The following is a 21,048-nucleotide window of genomic DNA, read 5'->3' as shown; positions in this document are numbered from 1 at the left end:
GTCCTTAACGACGTGTCTTATTCGGAGGAGCCATGCTGGGCGAGGTTCTGGGCGTTGAGCGGCGCCGGCGGTGGAGCGAAGACGAGAAGCTCGAGATCCTGTCGGAGGTCGGCGTCGGCGGTGCGTCGGTGACGCAGATCGCGCAGCGCCACGAGATCACGCGCTCCCAGATCTACGGCTGGCGGCGCGATATGAAGAAGAAGGGCCTATGGTCGCGGGATCGCGGGGCCGTTTTCTTGCCGGTGGATTTCAGCGGGGCTCAGGCGCCGGGAAGCGCATCCGCGCCGTCACGGTCTGGCCCTGTCGAACTGCGGCTGAGCAACGGCCGCTGCCTGAGGTTCGACAGCGGCATGGATGGAGAGGTGCTGACCCGATTGATCCGGGCGGTGGAAGCGGCATGATCGGACCGGGAACGGGGGTTCGGGTCTACTTGGCCTGCGCGCCCACCGACATGCGCAAGGGGATCGCCGGTTTGGCCGCGCTCGCCCAGGACGTTCTGCGCCAAAACCCGGCGAGCGGCGCGGTCTTCGCGTTCCGTGGGCGCCGGGGAGACCGGCTGAAGCTTCTCTACTGGGATGGTCAGGGGTTCTGCCTCTACTACAAGGTCCTGGAGCGAGGCCGCTTCCCGTGGCCCGCCGCCGGAGACGGCGCCGTGAGGCTGACCTCGGCGCAGCTGGCGATGCTCTGGGAAGGCATCGACTGGCGCCGTCCGGACTGGGGTGCGCCTCCGGCCCGGGTGAGCTGATACTTCTCTCAACCCCCTTGTTTTACTGGTTATGGACCGCACGGGATGGTAAGGTCCCGCATGTCCGAAGCCGCCTCCCTTCCGCCTGACGATCCTGCCAAGTTGCGCGCAATGATCGCCGCGCTCGAGGCCGAGAACGCGGCCATGCGGGCGGAGACGACACGGCTTACGGCCGTCCTGAAGGCGCACGAAGCCCTCGTCCAGGCGCTCCAGATCCGGATCGCCAAGCTCCAGCGCCAGAAGTTCGGTGCAAGCTCGGAGAAGATCGAACGCGAGATCGAACAACTCGAGCTGGCCCTCGAGGCGCTGGAGGTCGCGGCTTCCGCCGCCCGGGAGCCCGAGGAGGAGCCGAAGGCAGAGCCCGCAGTCGCGGAACCTTCTTCCATGCGGCGAAAACCGAAGGTCTCGGAGGCAACGCCCCGCGAGCGCATCGTGCTCGACCCCGGTGATGCCTGCCCCGACTGCGGGGGCGAACTGCGGCTCGTCGGTGAAGACATGAGCGAGATCCTCGAGCTGATCAGCGCGCGGCTGAAGGTGATCGAGACGGCGCGCCCGAAGAAGTCCTGCCGACGATGCGAGAAGATCACCCAGACCCCGGCGCCTTCGCGGCCGATCCCGCGCAGCATGGCGGGACCCGGTCTACTGGCGCACATCCTCGTCTCCAAGTTCGACGACCATCTGCCCCTGTATCGACAGAACGAGATCTTCGCTCGCATGGGGGCGGAGATCCCGGCCTCGACGCTCGTCGACTGGTGCGGCCAGGGCGTGCGGGTGCTCGATCGGGCCAGGCGGCTCGAAGGCCTGGGCAAGGGCGTGAAGGAGGGCCGGATCTGGACCTACCTCCGGGATGACCGGCCCTGGGGCGGGACTGCGCCGCCCGGCATCGCCTACTTCGTCGCCCCTGAACATCACGCAGCTGCGGCTCTGATGCCGCATTTCGGCCGCGGTAGAGCGATGATCGCACCGATCGCGGCGATGAGAGCGGCGAGGATTTCGGCCACGAGAGCCCTCAGATGGGCCAGGATCATGCGGATGTTGTGCCCGCAGCCGCAGAGCACAGCGTGGAGCGCGTCTCCGAGCGTGCCCTTGAGAGCGCAGCGGGCAAGGCGGCCGTCGGTCTTCATGTGCCCGATCACAGGTTCGATTGCGCTGCGCCGGCGCAGGTCGCGCCGGAGCGCCGGCGTCATCCCGCGGCGCTGGCCCGAGATGAACGCCTCGGTCGTCTGCACACCGTGGCCGCGGTAGCCGCGGTCGACGAAGGCCCTCCTGGGCCGGGTCTCGGTCAGGATCTCCACCTGCTCCAGCGCCTCGCGAAGGGTGTGCCCGTCATAGGGGTTGCCGGGCATCGACCGCATGCCGACGACGAAGCCCTCCCGGTGCGTGGTTGCCACCGACACCTTAGTGCCGAACTCGTAACGGACCCGCGCCTTGCCCTTGGAGATGCAGTCCACCTCGGGCTCGTGCAGTGCGTAGAGCTTGCCCTTGTCCTTCGGCTTCTGCCGCAAGAGCCGGCCCGACAAGGCAATCTCCGCCTCGATCCGCTCCCGCAAACCGGCGTCGGCCACACGGCCCAACTGGCGCTGGATGTCGCGCAGGACGCGCCCGGTATAGCCCTTCAGCCGCCGCAGGGCCTTGCGCATCCGCTTGAACTGGCGCGCATGCGCGTAGCGCCCGACCTGGCCCGACAGCCGCGGCGCAAGCCGCGCGTAGCTCTGGCGCAGGGACAGGCCTGCCTCCTGCGCGAGCGCCACCAGGCGCCGGCGCGCCTTCTCGCAGAGCCGCGCGTCCGTGGGATGCGCGATCGCCTTCTCCATCACCGTCGTGTCCACGATCACCGCCTCGACACTCCGCTCGGAGATCACTCCAGCTTCACGGCCCGCCTCGATCGTCTTGGTCAGAAGCCATTCGACGCCCTCTTCCCCGATCCGCTTGCGCCACCGCGTCAGCGACGAAGGATCGAGCGGGAAGCAATGCTGGAAGAACGTCTCGCCACAGAAGTGCTGGTAATAGGGGTTCTCCACCCACCGCGCCACCACCGCCTCGTCCGAGAGCCGGTAGGCATGCTGCAAATAGAGCAACCCCGCCACCAGTCGCGGCGACGTCGCCGGGCGGCCGGTGTGCGACGTGAAGAACCCCGCCCACTCATCCTCGAAGAACTCCCAGTCGATCAGGGCGGCCAGCTTCACCAGCTCGTGGCGCATGTCGATCATGTCCGTCAGGCGTGGGCGCAACAGGTCGTCCTGTTCAGGGGCGCGGGATTTGGGCTTCATACGTTGATCCGAAATTGCAGGCTTCTCGCCCGAAACCTACCAAATCCTGCAGTTCCAGAATACTGAAAACGCCGCTTCATAAAACAAAATCAATGCGTTGGGACTTGTTCAGGGTGAACTACTTCTTCTCACCGGACCGGAAGAGTGCGCATCCGCACCGCCATTTGGCCGAGTTCAGCGGCATCCTTCAGGCGGACGCCTATACGGGCTTCAAGGCGCTCTATGAGCCCGATGCTACCGGCGCGGTGCGCATCCGGGAGGCCGCCTGCTGGGCACACCTGCGCCGGGACTTCCACGATGTCTGGACCGGCACCAAGTCGGAGATCGCCCGGGAGGCGCTGGACCGTATCGGCGCGCTTTACGACATCGAACGCGAGATCACCGGCTGCTCCGCCGAAGAGCGGCGACGCGTTAGGCAGACCCGCACGCGCCCGCTGGCGGAGGACTTCAAGGCGTGGTCGGAGGCCCAGCTCGGCCGGGTCTCCGGCAAGAGCGCACTGGCCAAAGCCTTCCGCTACGCGCTCCGCCGCTGGCCCTCCTTCACGCTCTTCCTGGAGGACGGCCGCGTGGCCATCGACAACAACCCGGCCGAGCGTGCGATCAAGCCCGTGGTGATTGGTCGGAAGAATTGGCTCTTCGCCGGGGCCGATGCCGGGGGTGAAACCCTCGCGAAAGCCATGACGATCATCGAAAGCGCGAAGCTCAGCGGCCACGACCCCGAAGCCTACCTGGCAGACATCCTTGCCCGCATCGGAGATCACAAGATCAATCGCCTCGACGAGCTCCTGCCGTGGAACTGGGTGCCACAATCCAAAGAGGCAAAGGCCGTCGCCTAAGCTGCGGTCCTTACCGGCCGGTTACGCTCAAAGAAGGTTGGTCTCCCGAACAGATCGCGGGTCGATTGCACTTTGAAGGCCAGACAGTTCGTGTGAGCTACGAGACAATTTATGCTTATGTCTACAGTCCAGACGGCCAATCCAAAGAGCTGGCCCGATACCTACCAAACCGGCGCAAGAAACGGAGACCGCACCATTCACGCAGGTCCCGTGGCCTTGTTTTCCCGCCAGATCGGTCCATCCATGAACGACCCGACTACGTTGATACTCGTGAGACTTTTGGCGAATGGGAAGGCGATTTGATGATTTTCGAGCGTGCTCAGGGTAAGATGAACGTCGCCTCGCTCGTTGAGCGGAAGACCCGCTTCGCCGTCCTGTTCCGTAACAACGACCGCAGCACAACGCATCTGATGGACAAGCTAATGACTGTGATGGAACCCCTGCTCCAAACAGCCCGTAAATCGATCACCTTTGATAGAGGTATTGAGTTTGGAAACGGCGCAAGCTGAAACCTGGAATCGGAACCGAGGCATGGTTCTGTGATCCTCAAGCCCCGTGGCAAAAGGGTTCCGTCGAAAACCTGAACAAGCGTGCTCGGCGCTACTTACCAAGAGATGCGCCTGTCGCCGCGCTCTCAAATCGAGATATGAAGTCGATTTTTGCCCGCTTGAACGGCACGCCCAGAAAGTGTCTGGGATGGCGCACACCAACTGAAGCATTCAGGGAAGAACTGATGAAACTGAGATAGCGGAAACCGTCGCAACGACCCTTGAGCCATCATTTAATGGAGCGGTTTGCCGGTCCGAAGCATGTGGCCAATCCGCGCAAGCGTTTCAGGCGTCGCGACCAGCGCCATGAACACCTCGCTCTCAAGAGCAGCCAGATCGGCCTCCGACGTCCCTGCCCCTCCTGCGGCGAAAATCTCGGCAATGCGCGACTGAAGCGCAAAAGCGTTCGGCGTAATCCGCCCATCGTCTCGGGCAGTTTCGCGCTCCGACAACAACCCGCTCAGAACCGCCTGCCGATCCAGACGCAATGTCACCACCTCTTGCGCGCCCTGCCTCGGCTCCAATGTGTCGAGATGCGCAAGGGCTGCGGCAAAGACATCGTCGTCACGCATGACCACCGGTTGAGACGGATCCAACAAAGCCAAATCCCCCGCCTCACGCGCCGACCCAGCGGGGGCCTCAAGTGTGGCCGCGTGAAAGGCCCTCGTGATCCGGTCCGACAAATCCGCCTCGTGCGATGCTGTGGCGCGGGCTCGGTCCAACAGTCGCCGACATCCGCCCCAGCCCGGCACCAGACCGACAAGATGTTCGGGCAGACCGATCCGCGTCTCGGCATGGGCCACTGTGCCCGTGCAATGCATCGCCAACTCGCACCCACCGCCAAGCGCCAGCCCGTGCATCGCGGCGACGCTGGGCGTGTGGGCCGTCCGCAGGGCGGCGAGAACCATTTGCCCGCGCGTGATGAAGGCCTCGATCGCCGCCCATTTTCCGCCCTCGATCCACGCCACCACCTTTGACAGATCGGCACCTGCGGAGAACACCCGCGGATTGTGATTGCCGACAACCATCCCGCGCGCAGCGCCGTTCAAGCGGCTCACCCCCTCTTCGAGAATGTCGAAGACCGCGGGGGCAAGGGCGTGCATTTTGCTCCGAATATCCAAGCAGATCACATCATCGCCCAGATCCCAAAGCGCTGCAGAGGAATTTTGGGCCAGTGCTTGGCCTGCGGCCTGTGCCCGGCTCAGCCGGTCCGCCTCGCCACTCCGCACGACCGGAGTCGCCAGCGCCTCGAACGGCACGCCTTCGGGCATCTGCGCCCGCAGACGCGCCTGCGTTTCAGGGCTCAGCTCCCGCCACAACGCTACCGGTCCCGCGCGCCAAGCATAGCCCAACTCCATCCCGAGATCCGTCTCCTTGAGCGAGGGCGCAATCTCACCCGCGTGGATCAAAGCATAGTCCACCACCTGCGCCAGAACCGCCCGCGCATAGGCCCCAGAGGCCGTGTCATTATTCAACAAAAGATCGAGATCGCGCCCCGCCCCCGGCAGGTCTTTCTGCGCGAACCCGCTATGCGCACGATACACGCCGGAGTTCAGGTCAAGCGCCTCCAACGCACCGCTCTCGGACTTACGGTAAAACCCGGCACGGCTTTTGCGCCCGAACCGCCCGGCAGAAACAAGATCCGTAATTACCCCCTGCCCCGGCAGATCGAACGCATTGATCGCGTCCGTCCGGGGCAGCGCCGCCATCAACGAGCCCCAGATGGGTTTGACGACATCAAGCCCGACCAAATCCAGCAGGCCGAAGACGCCCGTGCGCGGCACGCCAAAGGCCATGTGCACCGCATCTGCCTCCTCGACCGTCAGCCCAAGCCGCAACGCCTCGACCACCGCCACCGAAAGCCAGGTACAGCCCAGTCGGTTGGCGATGAAACCCGGCGTGTCGCGGCATTCGATCACGGTTTTGCCAAGCGCCTTTCGCCCAATCTCGGCAGCGCGGTCGAACGCCACCCGGTCCTCAGATCCGATCAGTTCCAATAGTGCCATGCGCCGGGGCGGGTTGAAGAAATGGCTGATCAAGAAATGATCCTGAAACGCCGCACCGCGCCCTTCGATCAGCCGTCCGCGCAGAATGGTCGAGGTGTTGGAGGAGACAATCGCATCGGGTTTGCGCAAAGGCTCGATCCGTTCGTAAAGTGCACGTTTTAGGTCGAGGTCTTCAAGGATGGCTTCGACGATCCAATCCGCCTCCGCCACACGTTCCAGATGGTCCTCGGTATTGCCGACCCGCACCAGGCTGACGGGCGCCTCCCCCATGAACGCCTGTCGCGCGATCTGTTGCGCAAGGCCTCGTTCAGCGGGCGCATCTCGCACCCCATCCGGCCCCGCCCGATCCAGCAGATCGACGGCAATCCCCGCATTGGCAAACTGCGCTGCGATCCCGCCGCCCATATTTCCCGCGCCGATCACCGCTACGCGCCGGCATCCCAAATCCTCGACCCCGAAGGCCGTCTTGATCGTGCTCATGATATCTCCAGACTTCACTATGTGTTGGCGTGGGCGAAGATACCCGCGCCGAAGGACCTCAGATCGCGAGGTCGAAATCCGCCGCCGTCAGCGCAAGCGTCGCGCCATTGCCAGTCTTGGAAATCGCATGAAGTGCCGCCGCCATGGGGAAGACATTTGAGGCATAGAACCGCACCATGCTCAGCTTGGCCTTTGCATGGGTCGTGTTGCGCCCTTCTGCAAGACGCTTGGACGCCGAAATTGCGGCATCGCCCATCACCCAGGCGCCGAGGCAAATCCCAAAAGCCTCAAGGATATTGACAGCTGCCGACAGGGGCTCCGTACCGTTTTGCGCCACTAGCCAGTCGGTCAGATCGCCGACGATTCCGGCAGCCTCTTCGACCATCGCGCTCAGTCCGGACCAATCGGCGTCCCCGCCGCTCTGCGTCTTCAGCCCCTCGGCGGTCGCATTCATCTCGGCGATCAGCTCGCGCGCGGCGGTGCCGTTGTCGCGTTTGATCTTGCGGCCCACTAGGTCGAGCGCCTGAATGCCGGTCGTGCCCTCGTATATCGTGGTGATCCGCGCATCCCGCAGGTGCTGCGCAGCGCCCGTTTCCTCAATATAGCCCATGCCACCATGGATTTGGACGCCCAAAGATGCCACATGCACCGATAGTTCCGTTGACCAGGCTTTCACCACCGGAATCAAAAGATCTACGCGCCGCTGATGGTGCGCACGAGTCTTGTCTTCCTCTGCGCGATGCGCAAAATCCAGAGACCGCGCCGCGCGAAATGCCAAAGCCCTTGCCGCTTCAGTCCGCGCTTTCATCAGGCCCAGCATCCGGCGAATATCCGGGTGTCCCATAATGGCCGCTTCCGCGCCCTCGGGCGTGCCGCCCTGCACACGGTCCATCGCGTAGCGCACCGCATGTTGCGTGGCCGCCTCGGAAATACCGACACCTTGCAGGCCCACGCCCAAACGCGCGTTATTCATCATGGTGAACATGTACTGAAGCCCTTTGTTGGGCTCACCCACCAGATAGCCGATGGCACCGCCCTCATCGCCATAAGACATGGTGCAGGTCGGACTGGCGTGAATGCCCAGTTTATGTTCAATCGACACACAACGCAGGTCATTGCGCAACCCCGGAGTGCCCTCGGCATCGGGAATAAATTTCGGCACAATGAAAAGCGAAATTCCTTTGACGCCTGCGGGCGCATCTGGCAGGCGCGCGAGCACGAGATGGATGATGTTTTCCTCCAGGTCATGTTCGCCATAGGTAATGAAAATTTTCTGCCCGCTGATCCGGTAGTGATCCCCCTCCGGCACCGCTTTCGTGCGGATAGCGGCCAGATCAGACCCGGCCTGCGGTTCAGTCAAGTTCATCGTCCCGGTCCATTCCCCGGTCACGAGTTTCGGCAGGTAGAGCGTTTTGAGATCATCGGAGGCATAGCCGTTGATCGCCTCAATCGCGCCCTGGGTCAAAAGCGGACAGAGCTGAAACGCCGTGTTCGCGCCATTGAACATTTCGATAATGGCGGCGTTCACCACCTCCGGCAGGCCCATTCCTCCGTGATCCGGCGCCGCCGTGGGCGCGTTCCAACCCATCTCGACCAGCGTGTCATAGGCGACACGCCAGCCTTCCGGTGTCGTCACCTGCCCCATGGCAAAACCGAGCCCAGCCTGATCGCCCGCAGCGTTGAGCGGTCCGAGCACATCGCCTGCAAATTTCCCCGCCTCTTCGAGGATCGCTCCCACTATGTCGGGACTGGCTTCCTCAAGCCCGGGTAGTTGCGAAATTTCGTCCAGCCCGCAAAGTTCTTCAAGGACGAACATCATTTCTTCTGTTGGCGCAACATAGGTCATTGCCTCAATTCCTTTTTATCACAGTTTCTCAGTCAATTCCGGGACAACATCAAACAGATCTGCGACGAGGCCGAAGTCCGCGCCCATGGCCAAAGCGTTGCGAATAGTGTCGGTGGTTTTCTTTTCACCTATGGACACGATCACCACCTCGGAAGCCACACCGGCTTCTTTCATACGGATCGCCTCTTCGACAGAAATCTCGTCGAACGGGTTCATCGACATCTTCACATTGGCAAGATCGACACCCGTGCCGTCCGCCTTAACCTTGACCTTAACGTTGTAATCAATCACCCGTTTGACGGGAACGAGCACCTTCATGGGTCTATTCCTTTCTTCAAGGGTCAGCGGGTTGGAACGGGAATCGTGTCCTCGCCGCGAAAATCGTAAAATCCGAGTTTGGTCCTTTGTCCGAGCCAGCCGACTTCGACGTATTTCACCAATAGCGGACAGGGTCGGTATTTGCTGTAGGCGAGCCCGTCGTTAAGCACGCCCATGGAGAGTCCGGGGCCGATGATCAAGTTCGATCCCATCAGCTGACTGAGCTGGGTGATCGGCGCGGCCAGAACAACCCTGTAGCCATCGACAAGCGTGTTCAAAAGCGGCACGTTTACGTCGAAGGCCTGATAGCTTCCAGAGCAACCGCGATGCCCTGCCCACCACCAATGCACATGGTTGCCAGAGCCCGTTTCAAACCTGTACGCTCTAGCTCGTAGAGCGCCTTTAGAAAGATTATAACCCCCGATGCCCCGATCGGGTGTCCAAGTGCTATTGCGCCACCATTGGGATTCACCTTGTTATTGTCCAAACCAAGAGTCTTGCTCACAGCTAGAGCTTGCGCCGCGAAAGCCTCATTCGACTCGATCACATCAAAATCTGAAATTGTCAGTCCTGTTCTCTTTAGAAGACCTGATACCGCTGGAATTGGCCCAATCCCCATGATGTCCGGACGCACGCCTGCTATATGATAGCCGAGCAGCCTTGCTCGCGGTTTCAATCTCGCTCTGGCTGCAGTATCTGCAGTCGCTAATACAACTGCGGCGGCCCCGTCATTTAGGCCCGAAGCATTTCCCGCCGTGACTGTACCATCCTTCTGGAAGGCTGGGCGCAGGTTTCCAAGCGATTCCAGTGTACTTGCCTTAGGATGTTCATCAGTATCAAAAGACACCATGTTGCGTTTGCCCTTCACCTCGACGGGAACAATCTGGGATTTGAAATACCCGTTATTGATCGCGTTCAGGGCGCGCTCCTGACTTTGCAGTGCAAACTCGTCTTGAGCCTCGCGGGTAATTGCATATTCTAAGGCAACATTTTCCGCCGTGACCCCCATATGCCCTGTGCCAAACGGACAATTGAGTGCGCCGAGCATCATGTCGGTTGCACCAGTGTCGCCCATTTTTTGCCCCCAGCGGATGGCCGGCATGATATACGGCGAGCGGCTCATGCTTTCGCTGCCACCGGCAAGTGCTATGGCCGCATCTCCCTGAATCAACGACTGCGCCGCAGACACGATGGCTTGAAGCCCAGAACCGCAGAGCCGGTTTACGTTCATTGCGGGCGCTTCTTCTGGCACTCCGGACCCAATTGCGACCGCGCGGCTAAGATACATATCACGCGGCTCAGTATTAATAACATGACCAAACACCACATTTTCAATTTGCCTGCCATCAATGCCAGAGCGAGCAATCGCCTCCTTCGCCACGATCTCCCCAAGCTCGATAGGCGACGTGTTGGCAAGAGCCCCTCCAAAGGTTCCGATGGCTGTTCGCGCACCGTCCAATACTACGATATCTTTCATTTTTTCACCGTTGCTTCGTTCTGCATCAAGAAGACCGCGTTGGTCCGTTGCCCAGTACAGAAATCATTTTTCAAGAAGTTCGGAAGTAAATGTTCCGAGGCGCGACACGCGCGCTCCGGGTTACTTCCGTCAGAAACGAGACCCTAGAACCGGTAGGCAACACCGATATTCAAGATTGTTGGGTCCACCGAAACCTTGCCTCTGACCGGTGCCCCGCCGAGTGTCCCAGAGATATCTGTTTCGAATGGCGTGTAACGTATATCGGCATTAGCAAACCAATTATCGCTCATTTGATAGCGCATTCCAACTTGGAGAGCAGGCGCCCAAGCGTCTTTCAAGTCGAAGTCCGCAAGTGCATCCCCTTGTTCTTCCAGAAACAAGATTCGAGCGATACCGGCACCAACATAAGGGCTAACGGATGAATTAGTCGGAAAGTGATATTGAAGCGACAAGATGGCAGGGCCGTATTTTGTCTCTCCGACGGTCATCCCCCCCAAGCTGCCGGTTCCTGTAAGATCGGCGGTTGCAGGAAAACCACAAAAAAATTCAATGCCAAAGATGAATTCAAGAAATAAGAAACATCGAAACTCAGTGTGGTGTCATCGGAGATATCGATACCAGACCCCGGTATTGGCGCACCGCCCGCGCTGATTGAATCCAACGTTTCGTTCGTGAATACTTTCGCCGCATTCAGGCCAAAAAGCCAGTCGCCTTTGGAGTAAAGCGGTTCCGCATTTGCGACGCTGAACGACGAAAAGCAACCAAGCATCGTGATTAACACAAACTTCGAGGCAAAAGGCCCCTTGGATTTTACATTAGATTGTTTCATTTATTCCTCCCTTTTAGTCGTTCTTCCGCGCATTTTGCTCGGTCTCAAGGAGGCGGAACATGCGATCTGCAAATCCGCCTGCCTGTTTTCAGGCTACGCCAGAAGCACGTCTCCATATGCTTCCCGCAGCTTGTTCTTCAGCACTTTGCCAGTTGCGTTTCGTGGAAGTTCATCCACAAAAACGACCGCATCCGGGATCTGCCATTTGGCGACTTTGTCGGAGAAGAAGGAAATCACATCCTTCTCTGACACTTTTGCCCCTGGTGCCTTGACAGCGACAAGGACCGGCCGTTCGTCCCATTTTACATGCTTCGCCGCAATTGCGGCGGCATCTGCAATACCGGGATGAGCGACCGCGATTCCTTCAAGTTCGACGGTGGAAATCCATTCCCCGCCCGATTTGATGATGTCCTTGGAGCGGTCTCGAATCGTCATGAACCCATCGGCATCAATCGAGGCCACATCGCCGGTTTCAAACCATCCATCGGATTCCAAAGTCGTACCCGGTTCCGCACCGAAATAGCTGTCTACGACCCAATGGCCGCGAATGCGAAGATTGCCTTGCGCCGCCCCATCCTCGGGAAGTGTACTGCCTTCATCGTCGACGATCTTGAGTTCCACGCCATAGGGCGGGCGGCCCTGGCTTTCGCGCACTTTGGCCTGTTCTTCCTTGGTCATGCCCGCATGGCGTTCCAGCAAGGCATTCGCGGTCCCGAGAGGCGAGGTTTCGGTCATGCCCCAAGCGTGCACGACTTCGGTGCCATATTTGTCGCGGAATTCGGCGATCATCGAAGGCGGGCAGGCCGATCCGCCGACCACCGTCCGTGTGAGGGTCTCGGCTTTGGAGCCGAGTTTGTCGAGCGATGCGAGAAGCCCCTGCCAGATTGTAGGAACACCAAGCGCGACCGTCACGCCTTCGTCGTCGATCAGCCGTGCGAGGCTGTCACCGTCAAGCCCCGGACCGGGCAGGACCAGTTTTGCGCCGACCATCGCGGCGGCATAGGGGATGCCCCAGGCATTAACGTGGAACATCGGAACCACCGGCATCATCACTTCGCGCGCTGAAATATTCAGCGTATCGGGAAGGGCCGCGCCCAAGGAATGCAACACCGTAGAGCGGTGCGAATAAAGAACGCCCTTGGGATTACCCGTGGTGCCGGAGGTATAGCAAAGGCTGGAGGCGTCATTCTCGTCGACATCCACCCAATCGGCGTTTTCGTCCCCCGTGGCCAGGAAGTCCTCGTAGAATATAAGTCCGGGGATCTTGCTGGCTGCCTTTTCGTCACGCGCGGACATGAGAACGAAGGTGTCGACCGTCGTCAGGTTTTCCCTGATCCCTTCGATGATCGGCAGGAACGTCTTGTCAAAAAAGATGACCCGGTCTTCCGCGTGGTTGATGATATAGACAAGCTGTTCGGGGAAGAGGCGTGGATTGATCGTGTGGCACACCATTCCACCGCAGGAAATGCCGAAGTAGCATTCCAGATGCCGCGCGTTGTTCCACGCGATCGTCGCCACGCGATCCCCTTGGAAGAGCCCCAGCTTTGTCAGCGCGGAGCCGAGCTGACGGGCTCTATCCGAAATCCCTTTCCAGTTCGTCTTTGTCTTTGTGCCATCTGTTTCCACCGACACAATCTCGGTGTTGCCATGATAGCGAGCGCCGTGATCAATGAGTGAGTGTATTGTGAGGGGCATCGCCATCATTTGTCCGCGCATTTAGCTTCCTTTCCGGATTTGTGTTTAGGAGCGGCTATTTGGTCGGTCTGGTAGGCTCGCAAGCCGCTAGTCGCGGCTTGCAGTTTCTTACAACAAACCCCATCGCATCCTTGGCAACTGGCTGTTTTTTCATGATTTTCGTAAGATTTTTTAGGCAACAGACCGGCTCCTGTCAAAAATACGCACCTGCCCCAGAATGATCTCGGCCGCATTCTCAGCGATGACCATGGTCGGGGCGTTGGTGTTTCCAGCGACAAGGCTTGGCATGATGGATGCGTCCACCACTCGCAGCCCAGATACACCGCGAACCTTAAGCTCGGGGTCGACCACAGAATCCTTGTCCGCACCCATTCGGCATGTACCAACCGGATGATAGATTGTTTCTGCGCTTTCCCGAATGAATGCCGCGATCTCATCGTCGGTCTGTACAGATTTACCGGGGTGCACTTCGTATTTGCTGTGCGCAGACATTGCCGGCGCTTCGAGTATCCTGCGCCCAGCTTTGAAGGCTGCAATCATCGTTCCCATATCTTCCGGATCGCTAAGATAATTCGGCTGAATCAGAGGATCGTCCATCGGATCCGGGCTTTTGAGGCCGATATAGCCGCGGCTCTTGGGCAAAAGATCGCAGATGTGAAGCGTATAGCCATAACCAAAAGCGATCTTGCGGCCATGATCTTTCAGATATGTGGGCAGGAAGTGAAACTGAACATTCGGCCTATCGCGTTCAGGGGACGACTTAATGAACCCACCGCTTTCCGCAACATTTGACGTGAGAAACCCTTTACGTCTGAAGATGTAGGAAAACAAACCACCAATGCCACGCGGCAGAAAGCTGGGCGCGACACCGATCGGGCGCCGTGAGCTAGCAGCATGCATAATCGTTACATCGAGGTGGTCGGCCATGTTCTTGCCAACCTCGGGAAGGTCGTGAACGACGGCTAGACCATGCCGTTTAATTTCTTGGGCATCCCCGATACCCGACAGAAGGAGGAGTTGAGGCGAATTCACGGCCCCGCCGGACAGGATCACTTCGCCGCCGGCATTGAGACGCAGTTGGCGATATTCGCCACTTTGCTGTAAGGTGACACCGGTTGCCGTCTTTTCCTCCATGACAACGCGGGTCACGCGGGCGTCGGTGAAAATCTCAAGGTTGGACCGGGCCTCAGCCCCGCGCAGGAAAGCTTGCGCCGAGCTCCAACGCCGACCATCCTTTTGCGTGACCTGATACATGCCCAGGCCCTCTTGTTCGGCGCTGTTGAAATCGCCGTTGTGGGGGATCTGCAGTTCGCGCCCAGCCTGTACGAAATCACGGCTCAGAGGGTTCACGGTTTTCAGCTCACTCACGGAGAGCTCGCCGCCCCTACCGTGGGTTTCGGTTGCACCGAACCGATGGTTGTCTTCGATGCGCTTGAACAGGTCGGTCATGCGGTCCCAGCCCCAGACATCCGTGCCTGCCTCGGACGCCCAGTAGTCGTAATCGGCCTTGTGGCCACGAATATAGACCATGGCGTTGATGGACGACGACCCGCCCAGCGTCTTGCCGCGTGGCCAGAACAGTTTGCGGCCATTCAGGTGCTCTTGCGGTTCGGTGTCGAATGCCCAGTTCAGCTTTTTGCTGTTGGCCAGCAAGGCGATCCCCAATGGCATGTGGATCAGGGGGCTCTTGTCCTTTGGGCCTGCTTCGATAAGCGCGACGCGTTTTGCCGGGTTTGCCGACAGCCGGTTGGCCAGAACGCAACCAGCGGATCCGGCGCCGACGATGATATAGTCGTACATTTCTTCTCTCCCTATTGGTTACGGGCGGCTGTTATCCAAGCACCCGGACCACGATGTTGATAAGACGGCGTACAAAGCCCGTGTAAGGCGGGAAAAGCATATGCGTGATCGAATGCTTTTCCTCCAGAACGGCTTTTTCATGGGAAAAGGCCTTGAAGCCGTGTTCGCCATGGGCCGACCCAATGCCGGAGTTGTTGACGCCGCCAAATGGAAGGTTCGGGTGCAGGAAATGCACCACTGTAAGGTTTACGCCCACCGCGCCCGAAGAGGTGCGCGTGATGATCTGATCAGCGAAGCCCTTGCTTTTGTCGAAGATATACAGGGCAAGCGGCTTGGGGTTTGCGTTGATCTTGTCGATAACTTTATCCAGATCGACATATTCGATGATCGGCAAGATCGGCCCAAACAGTTCTTCGTGAGTGATTTCCATATCGTCCGAAACCTCGGAGATCAGCGTCGGGGCAACGAAATTCTGGGCCGCGTCTGTCTGCCCGCCCTGAAGGATGCTTGCGCCTTTGGCACGGGCATCCTCGATCAGGTTGCGAACCCTGTCAAAGTGACGTTCGTTCACAATCCGGCAATAGTCGGGCGTTGCTTTTTGAGCCTCGGGCGTCTTTCCATAGACCCGGCCGATCTCGGCCTGAAGCGCAGCCTTGAACGCAGTCGAAACATCGCGATGTACATACACATGATCCGGTGCGATACAGGTCTGACCGTTGTTTGCGAACTTACCCCAGACGATGTTGCGCGCGGCCTTCTTGATATTGGCGTTGGGCCCGACGATTGTGGGCGACTTACCACCAAGTTCCAGAGTGACCGATGTCAGGTTTTTTGCCGCCGCCTCCATCACGACCTTGCCGATTGCCGGGCTGCCCGTGAAGAAAATGTGGTCAAACGGAAGCGACAGTAGCTCTTGGGAAACCGTGGCGTCGCCTTCGATGACCCTGACCAGATCCGGTGTGAACGCCTCTTCCACGATGTCGATGATGACACGGGACGCATTTGGCGTCATTTCTGACGGCTTGATGATGGCACTGTTGCCGGCCGCGATTGCCGAAACCAGCGGCCCGAGCGAAAGATTCACTGGATAGTTCCAGGGCGCGATGATCAGGCACACACCCTTGGCCTCGGGGCGAACCCGTGCCTTGGTGCCAAACACCCCCAAAGTGGCGCGCGCCCGTTTGGGGCGCATCCACGACTTCAAATGGTGTTTGGTGTGCCGGATTTCCTGAAGCACAGGGAAGATCTCGGTCAGTTTCACTTCTTCGGCGGGTTTGCGAAAATCAGCGGCGCAAGCCGCGATGATTTTGTCCTCGTTCCGTTTGACGGCCTCTGCTAGGCGGTCCAGCTGTGCAATGCGTGCCTTGCGGTCAAAACTGGCACGCCGGGCAAGTTGTGCCCGAATCTGGGTGTCAAACGCCGCTCGGATGTCATCGGCACTGGCTGTTTTTGCGTGAAATGATGCAACCTGATTCATGTTCACGCTCCTACTTCTCTTCGTAGAGGACATAGTCCTCTTTCGTGGCGCCACAGTCCGGACAGCACCAATCATCGGGGATCTGACTGAACAGAGTTCCCGGCGGGAAACCTTCGTGTTCGTCGCCAAGGGCTTCGTCGTAGATATGACCGCATGTTATGCAAAGCCATTTCCGGTAGGTGGTTCCGGCGGCGGGGGCCGCCTGTGCCACCGGAGCAGGCGCTTGCGGTGCGGCGGCAGGAGCGTCAACCGCCACGGGTTCGGGTGCCGGGGCCGGAGCGAGTGTCGGTGCCGGGGTTGGTGCTAGCGCTGCGGCTTCGCCGATCAGCACAAAGTCCTCTTTGTCGCGGACCGCGCAATCGGGGCACGAAAAGTCTTCGGGCACTTGTGACCACGGCGTTCCCGGCGGGAACCCCTCATGCGGGTGGCCCTGGATTTCATCGTAGGTGTAACCGCAATCCGGGCATTGATATTTAGCCATTGTTCATTCCTCCCTTACACACGTGCGTTGACAGGCAAGCACATGCGTCGTTCCAGATTTTCTGTCGGTTGTGTCTGCGGCCCCGTCATCGAGTGAGAGCAAGGGGCTGTTTGTCAGGTCAGTGTTGGCCCCATCGGGGCCAACTCCTTAGTCTGAGGCGCCATGCGAGGGTTTTATTCGGCAGGCATGGCGGCAGGTTGCGCAGGTGCGACCGACCCGAATTTACGGTCATAGTACTCACGCATGCCAGGCTCGATCTGAATCTTGTTCAGGTCACCTTTGGCCCAGTCCAAGACACGATGATCCATGATCGATCGGAACCACGAGGGGACCAGCGCCGCAAAGAACATCCCGGGATAGCCCGAAGGAAGCGCAGGCAGATCCTTGAAGTCGCGCAGCGATTGATAGGACCGCGTCGGGTGCGCGTGGTGGTCCGAGTGCCGCTGCAGGTGGAACAGGATCAGGTTGGACATGATATGGTTCGAGTTCCACGAATGGTGCGGCTTCTGATGCTCGTATTTGCCGTTGGGCAGTTTTTCGCGCAGCAGGCCATAGTGTTCGATATAGTTGGCCGAGGTCAGCTGCCACCATCCGTACGCCATCTGAATGGGCAGGAACACAAGCATGATCGGCCCGAAGAATGCCAGCAGTCCGGCGTAAAGAACGACGGTAATGATCAGCGGCTGAAGGATCTCGTTGTCCAGGCTCCAGACACTCTTGCCACTCCGCTCAAGGCGAACTTCTTCGAGCTCCCAGGCGCGTTTGAAGGCACCGGGGATTTCGCGGGTTGCGAAAGAATAGATGTTTTCACCCATACGCGATGTTGCCGGATCTTTCGGGGTCGCCACGTCGCGGTGGTGCCCTTTGTTATGCTCGATGAAAAAGTGGCCATAGCCCACGACTGCCAGCACCAGTTTGGCCATCCAGCGGTCAAATGTTTCTTTCTTGTGGCCCAGTTCATGGCCGGTGTTCAGTGCCAAACCGTTGACGATACCCAGCGACAGTGCAAGCGCAATGAACTCAAAGGCATTGACCGATTGGGTTGCCACCCACCAGCAGGACCCGACCAGAGCCGCATAGTGCATGGGTACAGTCAAATAGGTGAGCACGCGATAGTAGCGATCTTTTTCAAGATCAGGCACGGCCGATTCGGGGGGATTCGAAAAATCCTCTCCGAACATGGCGTCCAGCAATGGCACCGCCAGATACCACAGAATCAGCACCGTTCCGTACCAGATGCTCCAGCCGGTTACCGAGACCAGGTAAAGTCCGATCAGCGGCGTTGCTGGCCAGAATACGGACAAGATCCAAAAATACCGTTTCTTATCAACGTATGCTTCATCGGCGCCGGCTTCCGCCGCGGCCGTTTCGTTCAAATCCTTCATCAGTCTGTTCCTCCCTGAAAGGCTGTCATTTGGCCTTACGGTGGCCGGAAGCGTAAGCGTATTGCATTGCTCCCTCCTGCCGTTTGACGCTGAGATGGCAAAATCCTCTCAACCAGGCCAGCTAACAACTACACGTTCGTGTAGTTTTGAGTTTCGCGCGCTATGGTTATGGAGTCGGGACACCAACGATACATCGCTTCGGGGAGGGAGGGATGACAACGCCCTCCAGAGCAAACCCAGACGACATCTCAGACTTTTTGGAACGGATGAATACCCGTCGTACGAGGTACTCACGAGGTTATCTTAAACGCGACAGGCTAAGTTTTGTAGGACACCCGACAGCCAAGTGTCTTCGTTACAAAGCGCCTCCCGGTTTTGGCAAGTCTGTCCAGGTCGCGCAGTGCGCCCAAGCCGCGCTCGAAAGAAACGAAGACTGCATCTACCTGGATTTTTCGTCGTTCTGGCCAAAGGACCTGTCTGAAGCCGATTTAATTGCGAATTCGATTGTCGCGGCGCTTTCCTCCGAAGGATTCTCCGAGAAACCGACCACGAGTAGTGTGAATATCCTCGCGCTGCGCCTGCTCACGGATCATGAAAGACCCGTCACGATCTGCCTGGATGGCGTAGCAGACGCTGCCACTACGCAAAGGTTTCTGAGAACGATCACACTGGAAACGCCGGAAACCGTTCGATTGGTCATAAGCGAAGGCTTGCCCGACGCGACGGTCTCTCTGTCGGTCCTCTCGGATGTCGTTACGATCGGCCCGGACGATTTGGGTTTCACCCTCGATGAGACTGGCTTGGTTCTGTCACTGGACTCAGACCAGGCAAAGAGAGTGTTCGATTTGACGGGCGGCTGGCCGCTTCTGTGCGCGCTGGCGGGAAAATCGACTGCCTCAGGCGAAGGCATCGTCCATCTGCCCGAGGTTCAGGCCTATTTCGAAAACGATGTGCTGGCGCAGGTGCCGCAACCGCTCCGCGATTGCCTGGAGAAAGCCAGCTGGCTGGAAGAAATCACTGAAGATATCTGCAACTACGTGTTCAAGACGGACGCTGCAGGCCTCAAACTGGCTAAACTTGAAGCGCACTATCGCCTTTTGGCGTCCAGCGCTGCAACACCAAACCGCTATGAAATGAACCGGGCGCTGAAAGATTATCTGCGCAATCGTTTCATAGAGGCAAACGGATCGCGCCAGTCGTATTTCCTGAAACGTATCGCATTCTGGCATTGGCGAAGAAGGGAATACCGCTTGGTCATTAAAGTGGCCCTGCGGGCCCAAGATCATAATTGGGCCCAACGTCTGGGCGAACAAGCTCTGCTGGACCTTGCCCTGAGGCAGGGAGAGATCGAGGCCTTGATAACCTGGTTCACCGGCATTCCTCGGTTCAAATTAATCCAGACACCATCCTTGGCCATCGGATATGCTTGGGTGCTGTACTTCGGCCAACGTGCTCAGGAAGCTCAAGAGGTGCTGGACAGACTGAACGCCTTGCCCGCTTCAGATCCCGCGAAACAGGACGACCCGAATGGATGGGGGGAACTGGTCCACGCCATTGGTCTGGCCACACATGATGAAATGAAAGAAAGCGATGAAGGCTGCACTGCATGGGTTGACATCTATGGGTTGGTCAACCCCGTCGGGCAGGCGGCTGCACAGACCTGCAGAGCCTTCATTGCCGCCTCTGACAGGCAGTTCACTATCCTTTCAGATCAAATCGCCACGGCCACGGTCACAAGCGGAGCAGTCCGTCACCGCTATGCGTTTGGCTGGCTTGCTGCCGCCGGTATCCTGGCCAGACTGCTCAATGGCGACATTTATGGCGCGCGCGCCGAAATCCGGCGGGCACAGAAAGATGAAAACGTCGCCCACGAGCGCACGCCGTTTGTCAGAGGAATGTTCACCTCCTTCGAATTTCAGGTCCAGGCAGAAGACGAAACAATCACACCTGACGGCAGCCTCCTGCAAGAGGCTCTTGATTTCGCTCTGGCATTCGGGGTGACGGATGTGGTGTGGAACACGGTTCGAAGCGCGGTCGAAGTATATATTCGCCGGGGTGACACATCGCGGGCCTTCTTGCTGCTGGAACGCTGCCGCCTTGCGGCAAACGAGCGCGGCTTGAAGCGGTTGGGTATCCTGATTCGGTTGGGCACCGAAGTCTTTGCCATGGGAACCCGAACGAGTACCCCGCTCGGGATCGAACCTCTCCCATCGGACGAAGACTTGGTCTTCTTGCCAAACCAAAATCGCGCTATCCAGGCGGAACGTGAGTTGCTCGAAGCCTCAAGGTTTCTGCGTGACGGGAAACTGGGTCTGGCCGAGAGGCAGGCGCGAAAAGCTCTGACGAACTTTGCCGCCATCAGGGACCAACGCGGTGAGATCAGGGCGCAATGCACGCTTGCGACCACCGTCCATCTGATGGGCGAAGAAAAGCAAGCAAAAAAAAGGATGGTCGATGCCAATCTGCAAGCACAACAACTGGGTGCATTCAGGACTTTGGAAAACAGGCGGCATTTTCTGAGGGTCATCAGCCCAACAGCAAAAGCGTTCCTGGGTCAAAAGGCAGACCAAGTTTCGATTGCCGGAAAAACGGCACATGAACTGACGATCACTAAGCTCCCCGCAGCTCATATATCTGCCCCGATCAGCCGAAAGCAAATCGGGGTTTTGCAGCATGCGGCACTGGGGTTGAGCAACAAGGAAATTGCAGCGCGCCTGCATGTCACGGAAGACACCATCAAATGGCATTTCCGGAAAATCTTATCGTCCCTAAATGCCAGCAACCGTACCGAGGCCGTGTCAATCGCACGTTCGAAAGGCCTCATTTAAAAAGATTCTACACACTCAGGGAGGAAC

General features: G+C 58.9%; 16 protein-coding genes and 4 pseudogenes. 6 read left to right on the top strand and 14 right to left on the bottom strand.

Annotated elements, in window-relative coordinates; genetic code table 11:
• The first annotated feature begins 32 nt into the window (after positions 1–32).
• The 3 genes and pseudogenes from N1037_20040 to N1037_20030 all read left to right on the top strand — a co-directional run bounded on the left by N1037_20040 (position 33) and on the right by N1037_20030 (position 1,627).
• Complete coding sequence (locus tag N1037_20040) at positions 33–401, top strand: transposase (protein UWS81561.1); 369 nt, start codon at positions 33–35, stop codon at positions 399–401.
• Complete coding sequence (gene tnpB, locus N1037_20035; protein UWS81560.1) at positions 398–745, top strand: IS66 family insertion sequence element accessory protein TnpB; 348 nt, start codon at positions 398–400, stop codon at positions 743–745. Before N1037_20040 ends, tnpB begins: the two co-directional genes overlap by 4 nt.
• A 60-nt stretch (positions 746–805) precedes the next feature.
• A pseudogene (locus N1037_20030) lies at positions 806–1,627 on the top strand (IS66 family transposase zinc-finger binding domain-containing protein).
• A gap of 26 nt (positions 1,628–1,653) precedes the next feature.
• On the opposite strand, the gene N1037_20025 reads toward N1037_20030, so the two are convergent.
• Complete coding sequence (locus N1037_20025; protein UWS81559.1) at positions 1,654–3,015, bottom strand: IS5 family transposase; 1,362 nt, start codon at positions 3,013–3,015, stop codon at positions 1,654–1,656.
• A 119-nt stretch (positions 3,016–3,134) separates the two neighbouring features.
• Here N1037_20025 and N1037_20020 point away from each other — a divergent pair.
• Both N1037_20020 and N1037_20015 read left to right on the top strand, forming a co-directional pair.
• A pseudogene (locus N1037_20020) lies at positions 3,135–3,851 on the top strand (IS66 family transposase).
• The gene (locus N1037_20015; protein ID UWS81558.1) at positions 3,806–4,360 is read left to right on the top strand and encodes an IS30 family transposase; all 555 of its coding nucleotides are present in this window, start codon (positions 3,806–3,808) and stop codon (positions 4,358–4,360) included. Before N1037_20020 ends, N1037_20015 begins: the two are co-directional and overlap by 46 nt.
• Before the next feature lie 272 nt (positions 4,361–4,632).
• Here N1037_20015 and N1037_20010 read toward each other — a convergent pair whose 3' ends face one another.
• From N1037_20010 to N1037_19950, 13 genes and pseudogenes are all read right to left on the bottom strand, one after another.
• Complete coding sequence (locus N1037_20010; GenBank protein ID UWS81557.1) at positions 4,633–6,885, bottom strand: 3-hydroxyacyl-CoA dehydrogenase/enoyl-CoA hydratase family protein; 2,253 nt, start codon at positions 6,883–6,885, stop codon at positions 4,633–4,635.
• Between the two features lie 58 nt (positions 6,886–6,943).
• Entirely contained in the window at positions 6,944–8,731 is a 1,788-nt protein-coding gene (locus N1037_20005; protein ID UWS81556.1) for an acyl-CoA dehydrogenase, read from the bottom strand.
• 63 nt (positions 8,732–8,794) lie between these two features.
• A pseudogene (locus N1037_20000) lies at positions 8,795–9,049 on the bottom strand (electron transfer flavoprotein subunit beta/FixA family protein).
• 23 nt (positions 9,050–9,072) lie between these two features.
• On the bottom strand, positions 9,073–9,327 hold the full coding sequence (locus tag N1037_19995) for a hypothetical protein (GenBank protein UWS81555.1): 255 nt from the start codon (positions 9,325–9,327) through the stop codon (positions 9,073–9,075).
• An 11-nt stretch (positions 9,328–9,338) separates the two neighbouring features.
• Entirely contained in the window at positions 9,339–10,526 is a 1,188-nt protein-coding gene (locus tag N1037_19990; GenBank protein UWS81554.1) for an acetyl-CoA C-acyltransferase family protein, read from the bottom strand.
• Between the two features lie 143 nt (positions 10,527–10,669).
• Positions 10,670–11,023 carry an outer membrane beta-barrel protein gene (locus tag N1037_19985; protein ID UWS81553.1) on the bottom strand — a complete coding sequence of 118 codons (354 nt, stop codon included), beginning with the start codon at positions 11,021–11,023 and terminating at the stop codon, positions 10,670–10,672.
• A complete protein-coding gene (locus N1037_19980) occupies positions 11,011–11,355 on the bottom strand; it encodes a hypothetical protein (protein UWS81552.1) in 345 nt (114 codons plus the stop codon). Before N1037_19980 ends, N1037_19985 begins: the two co-directional genes overlap by 13 nt.
• Before the next feature lie 93 nt (positions 11,356–11,448).
• The gene (locus N1037_19975; GenBank protein ID UWS81551.1) at positions 11,449–13,071 is read right to left on the bottom strand and encodes a long-chain fatty acid--CoA ligase; all 1,623 of its coding nucleotides are present in this window, start codon (positions 13,069–13,071) and stop codon (positions 11,449–11,451) included.
• A gap of 150 nt (positions 13,072–13,221) precedes the next feature.
• Positions 13,222–14,850, bottom strand: a complete 1,629-nt coding sequence (locus N1037_19970) for a choline dehydrogenase (protein ID UWS81550.1) — start codon at positions 14,848–14,850, stop codon at positions 13,222–13,224.
• Between the two features lie 31 nt (positions 14,851–14,881).
• A complete protein-coding gene (locus N1037_19965) occupies positions 14,882–16,327 on the bottom strand; it encodes an aldehyde dehydrogenase family protein (protein ID UWS81549.1) in 1,446 nt (481 codons plus the stop codon).
• Positions 16,328–16,337: 10 nt separating this feature from the next.
• Positions 16,338–16,538, bottom strand: a complete 201-nt coding sequence (locus N1037_19960) for a rubredoxin (protein ID UWS81583.1) — start codon at positions 16,536–16,538, stop codon at positions 16,338–16,340.
• Positions 16,539–16,718: 180 nt separating this feature from the next.
• A pseudogene (locus N1037_19955) lies at positions 16,719–16,808 on the bottom strand (rubredoxin).
• Positions 16,809–16,981: 173 nt separating this feature from the next.
• A complete protein-coding gene (locus tag N1037_19950; GenBank protein UWS81548.1) occupies positions 16,982–18,193 on the bottom strand; it encodes an alkane 1-monooxygenase in 1,212 nt (403 codons plus the stop codon).
• A 212-nt stretch (positions 18,194–18,405) separates the two neighbouring features.
• Between N1037_19950 and N1037_19945 the strand changes: the two genes are divergently transcribed.
• Positions 18,406–21,021, top strand: a complete 2,616-nt coding sequence (locus N1037_19945; GenBank protein UWS81547.1) for a LuxR C-terminal-related transcriptional regulator — start codon at positions 18,406–18,408, stop codon at positions 21,019–21,021.
• Positions 21,022–21,048 lie beyond the last annotated feature (27 nt).

It is taken from the genome of Phaeobacter sp. G2, from assembly GCA_025163595.1.
Lineage (GTDB): Bacteria > Pseudomonadota > Alphaproteobacteria > Rhodobacterales > Rhodobacteraceae > Pseudophaeobacter.
This window is presented reverse-complemented; position numbering and strand designations above follow the sequence as displayed.

Bases quoted from the DNA above. Each gene is read 5' to 3' on its own strand.
- N1037_20040 (UWS81561.1), top strand. From the start codon at position 33: ATGCTGGGCGAGGTTCTGGGCGTTGAGCGGCGCCGGCGGTGGAGCGAA.
- tnpB (UWS81560.1), top strand. From the start codon at position 398: ATGATCGGACCGGGAACGGGGGTTCGGGTCTACTTGGCCTGCGCGCCC.
- N1037_20025 (UWS81559.1), bottom strand. From the start codon at position 3,015: ATGAAGCCCAAATCCCGCGCCCCTGAACAGGACGACCTGTTGCGCCCA.
- N1037_20010 (UWS81557.1), bottom strand. From the start codon at position 6,885: ATGAGCACGATCAAGACGGCCTTCGGGGTCGAGGATTTGGGATGCCGG.
- N1037_20005 (UWS81556.1), bottom strand. From the start codon at position 8,731: ATGACCTATGTTGCGCCAACAGAAGAAATGATGTTCGTCCTTGAAGAA.
- N1037_19990 (UWS81554.1), bottom strand. From the start codon at position 10,526: ATGAAAGATATCGTAGTATTGGACGGTGCGCGAACAGCCATCGGAACC.
- N1037_19980 (UWS81552.1), bottom strand. From the start codon at position 11,355: ATGAAACAATCTAATGTAAAATCCAAGGGGCCTTTTGCCTCGAAGTTT.
- N1037_19975 (UWS81551.1), bottom strand. From the start codon at position 13,071: ATGCGCGGACAAATGATGGCGATGCCCCTCACAATACACTCACTCATT.
- N1037_19970 (UWS81550.1), bottom strand. From the start codon at position 14,850: ATGTACGACTATATCATCGTCGGCGCCGGATCCGCTGGTTGCGTTCTG.
- N1037_19965 (UWS81549.1), bottom strand. From the start codon at position 16,327: ATGAATCAGGTTGCATCATTTCACGCAAAAACAGCCAGTGCCGATGAC.
- N1037_19950 (UWS81548.1), bottom strand. From the start codon at position 18,193: ATGAAGGATTTGAACGAAACGGCCGCGGCGGAAGCCGGCGCCGATGAA.
- N1037_19945 (UWS81547.1), top strand. From the start codon at position 18,406: ATGACAACGCCCTCCAGAGCAAACCCAGACGACATCTCAGACTTTTTG.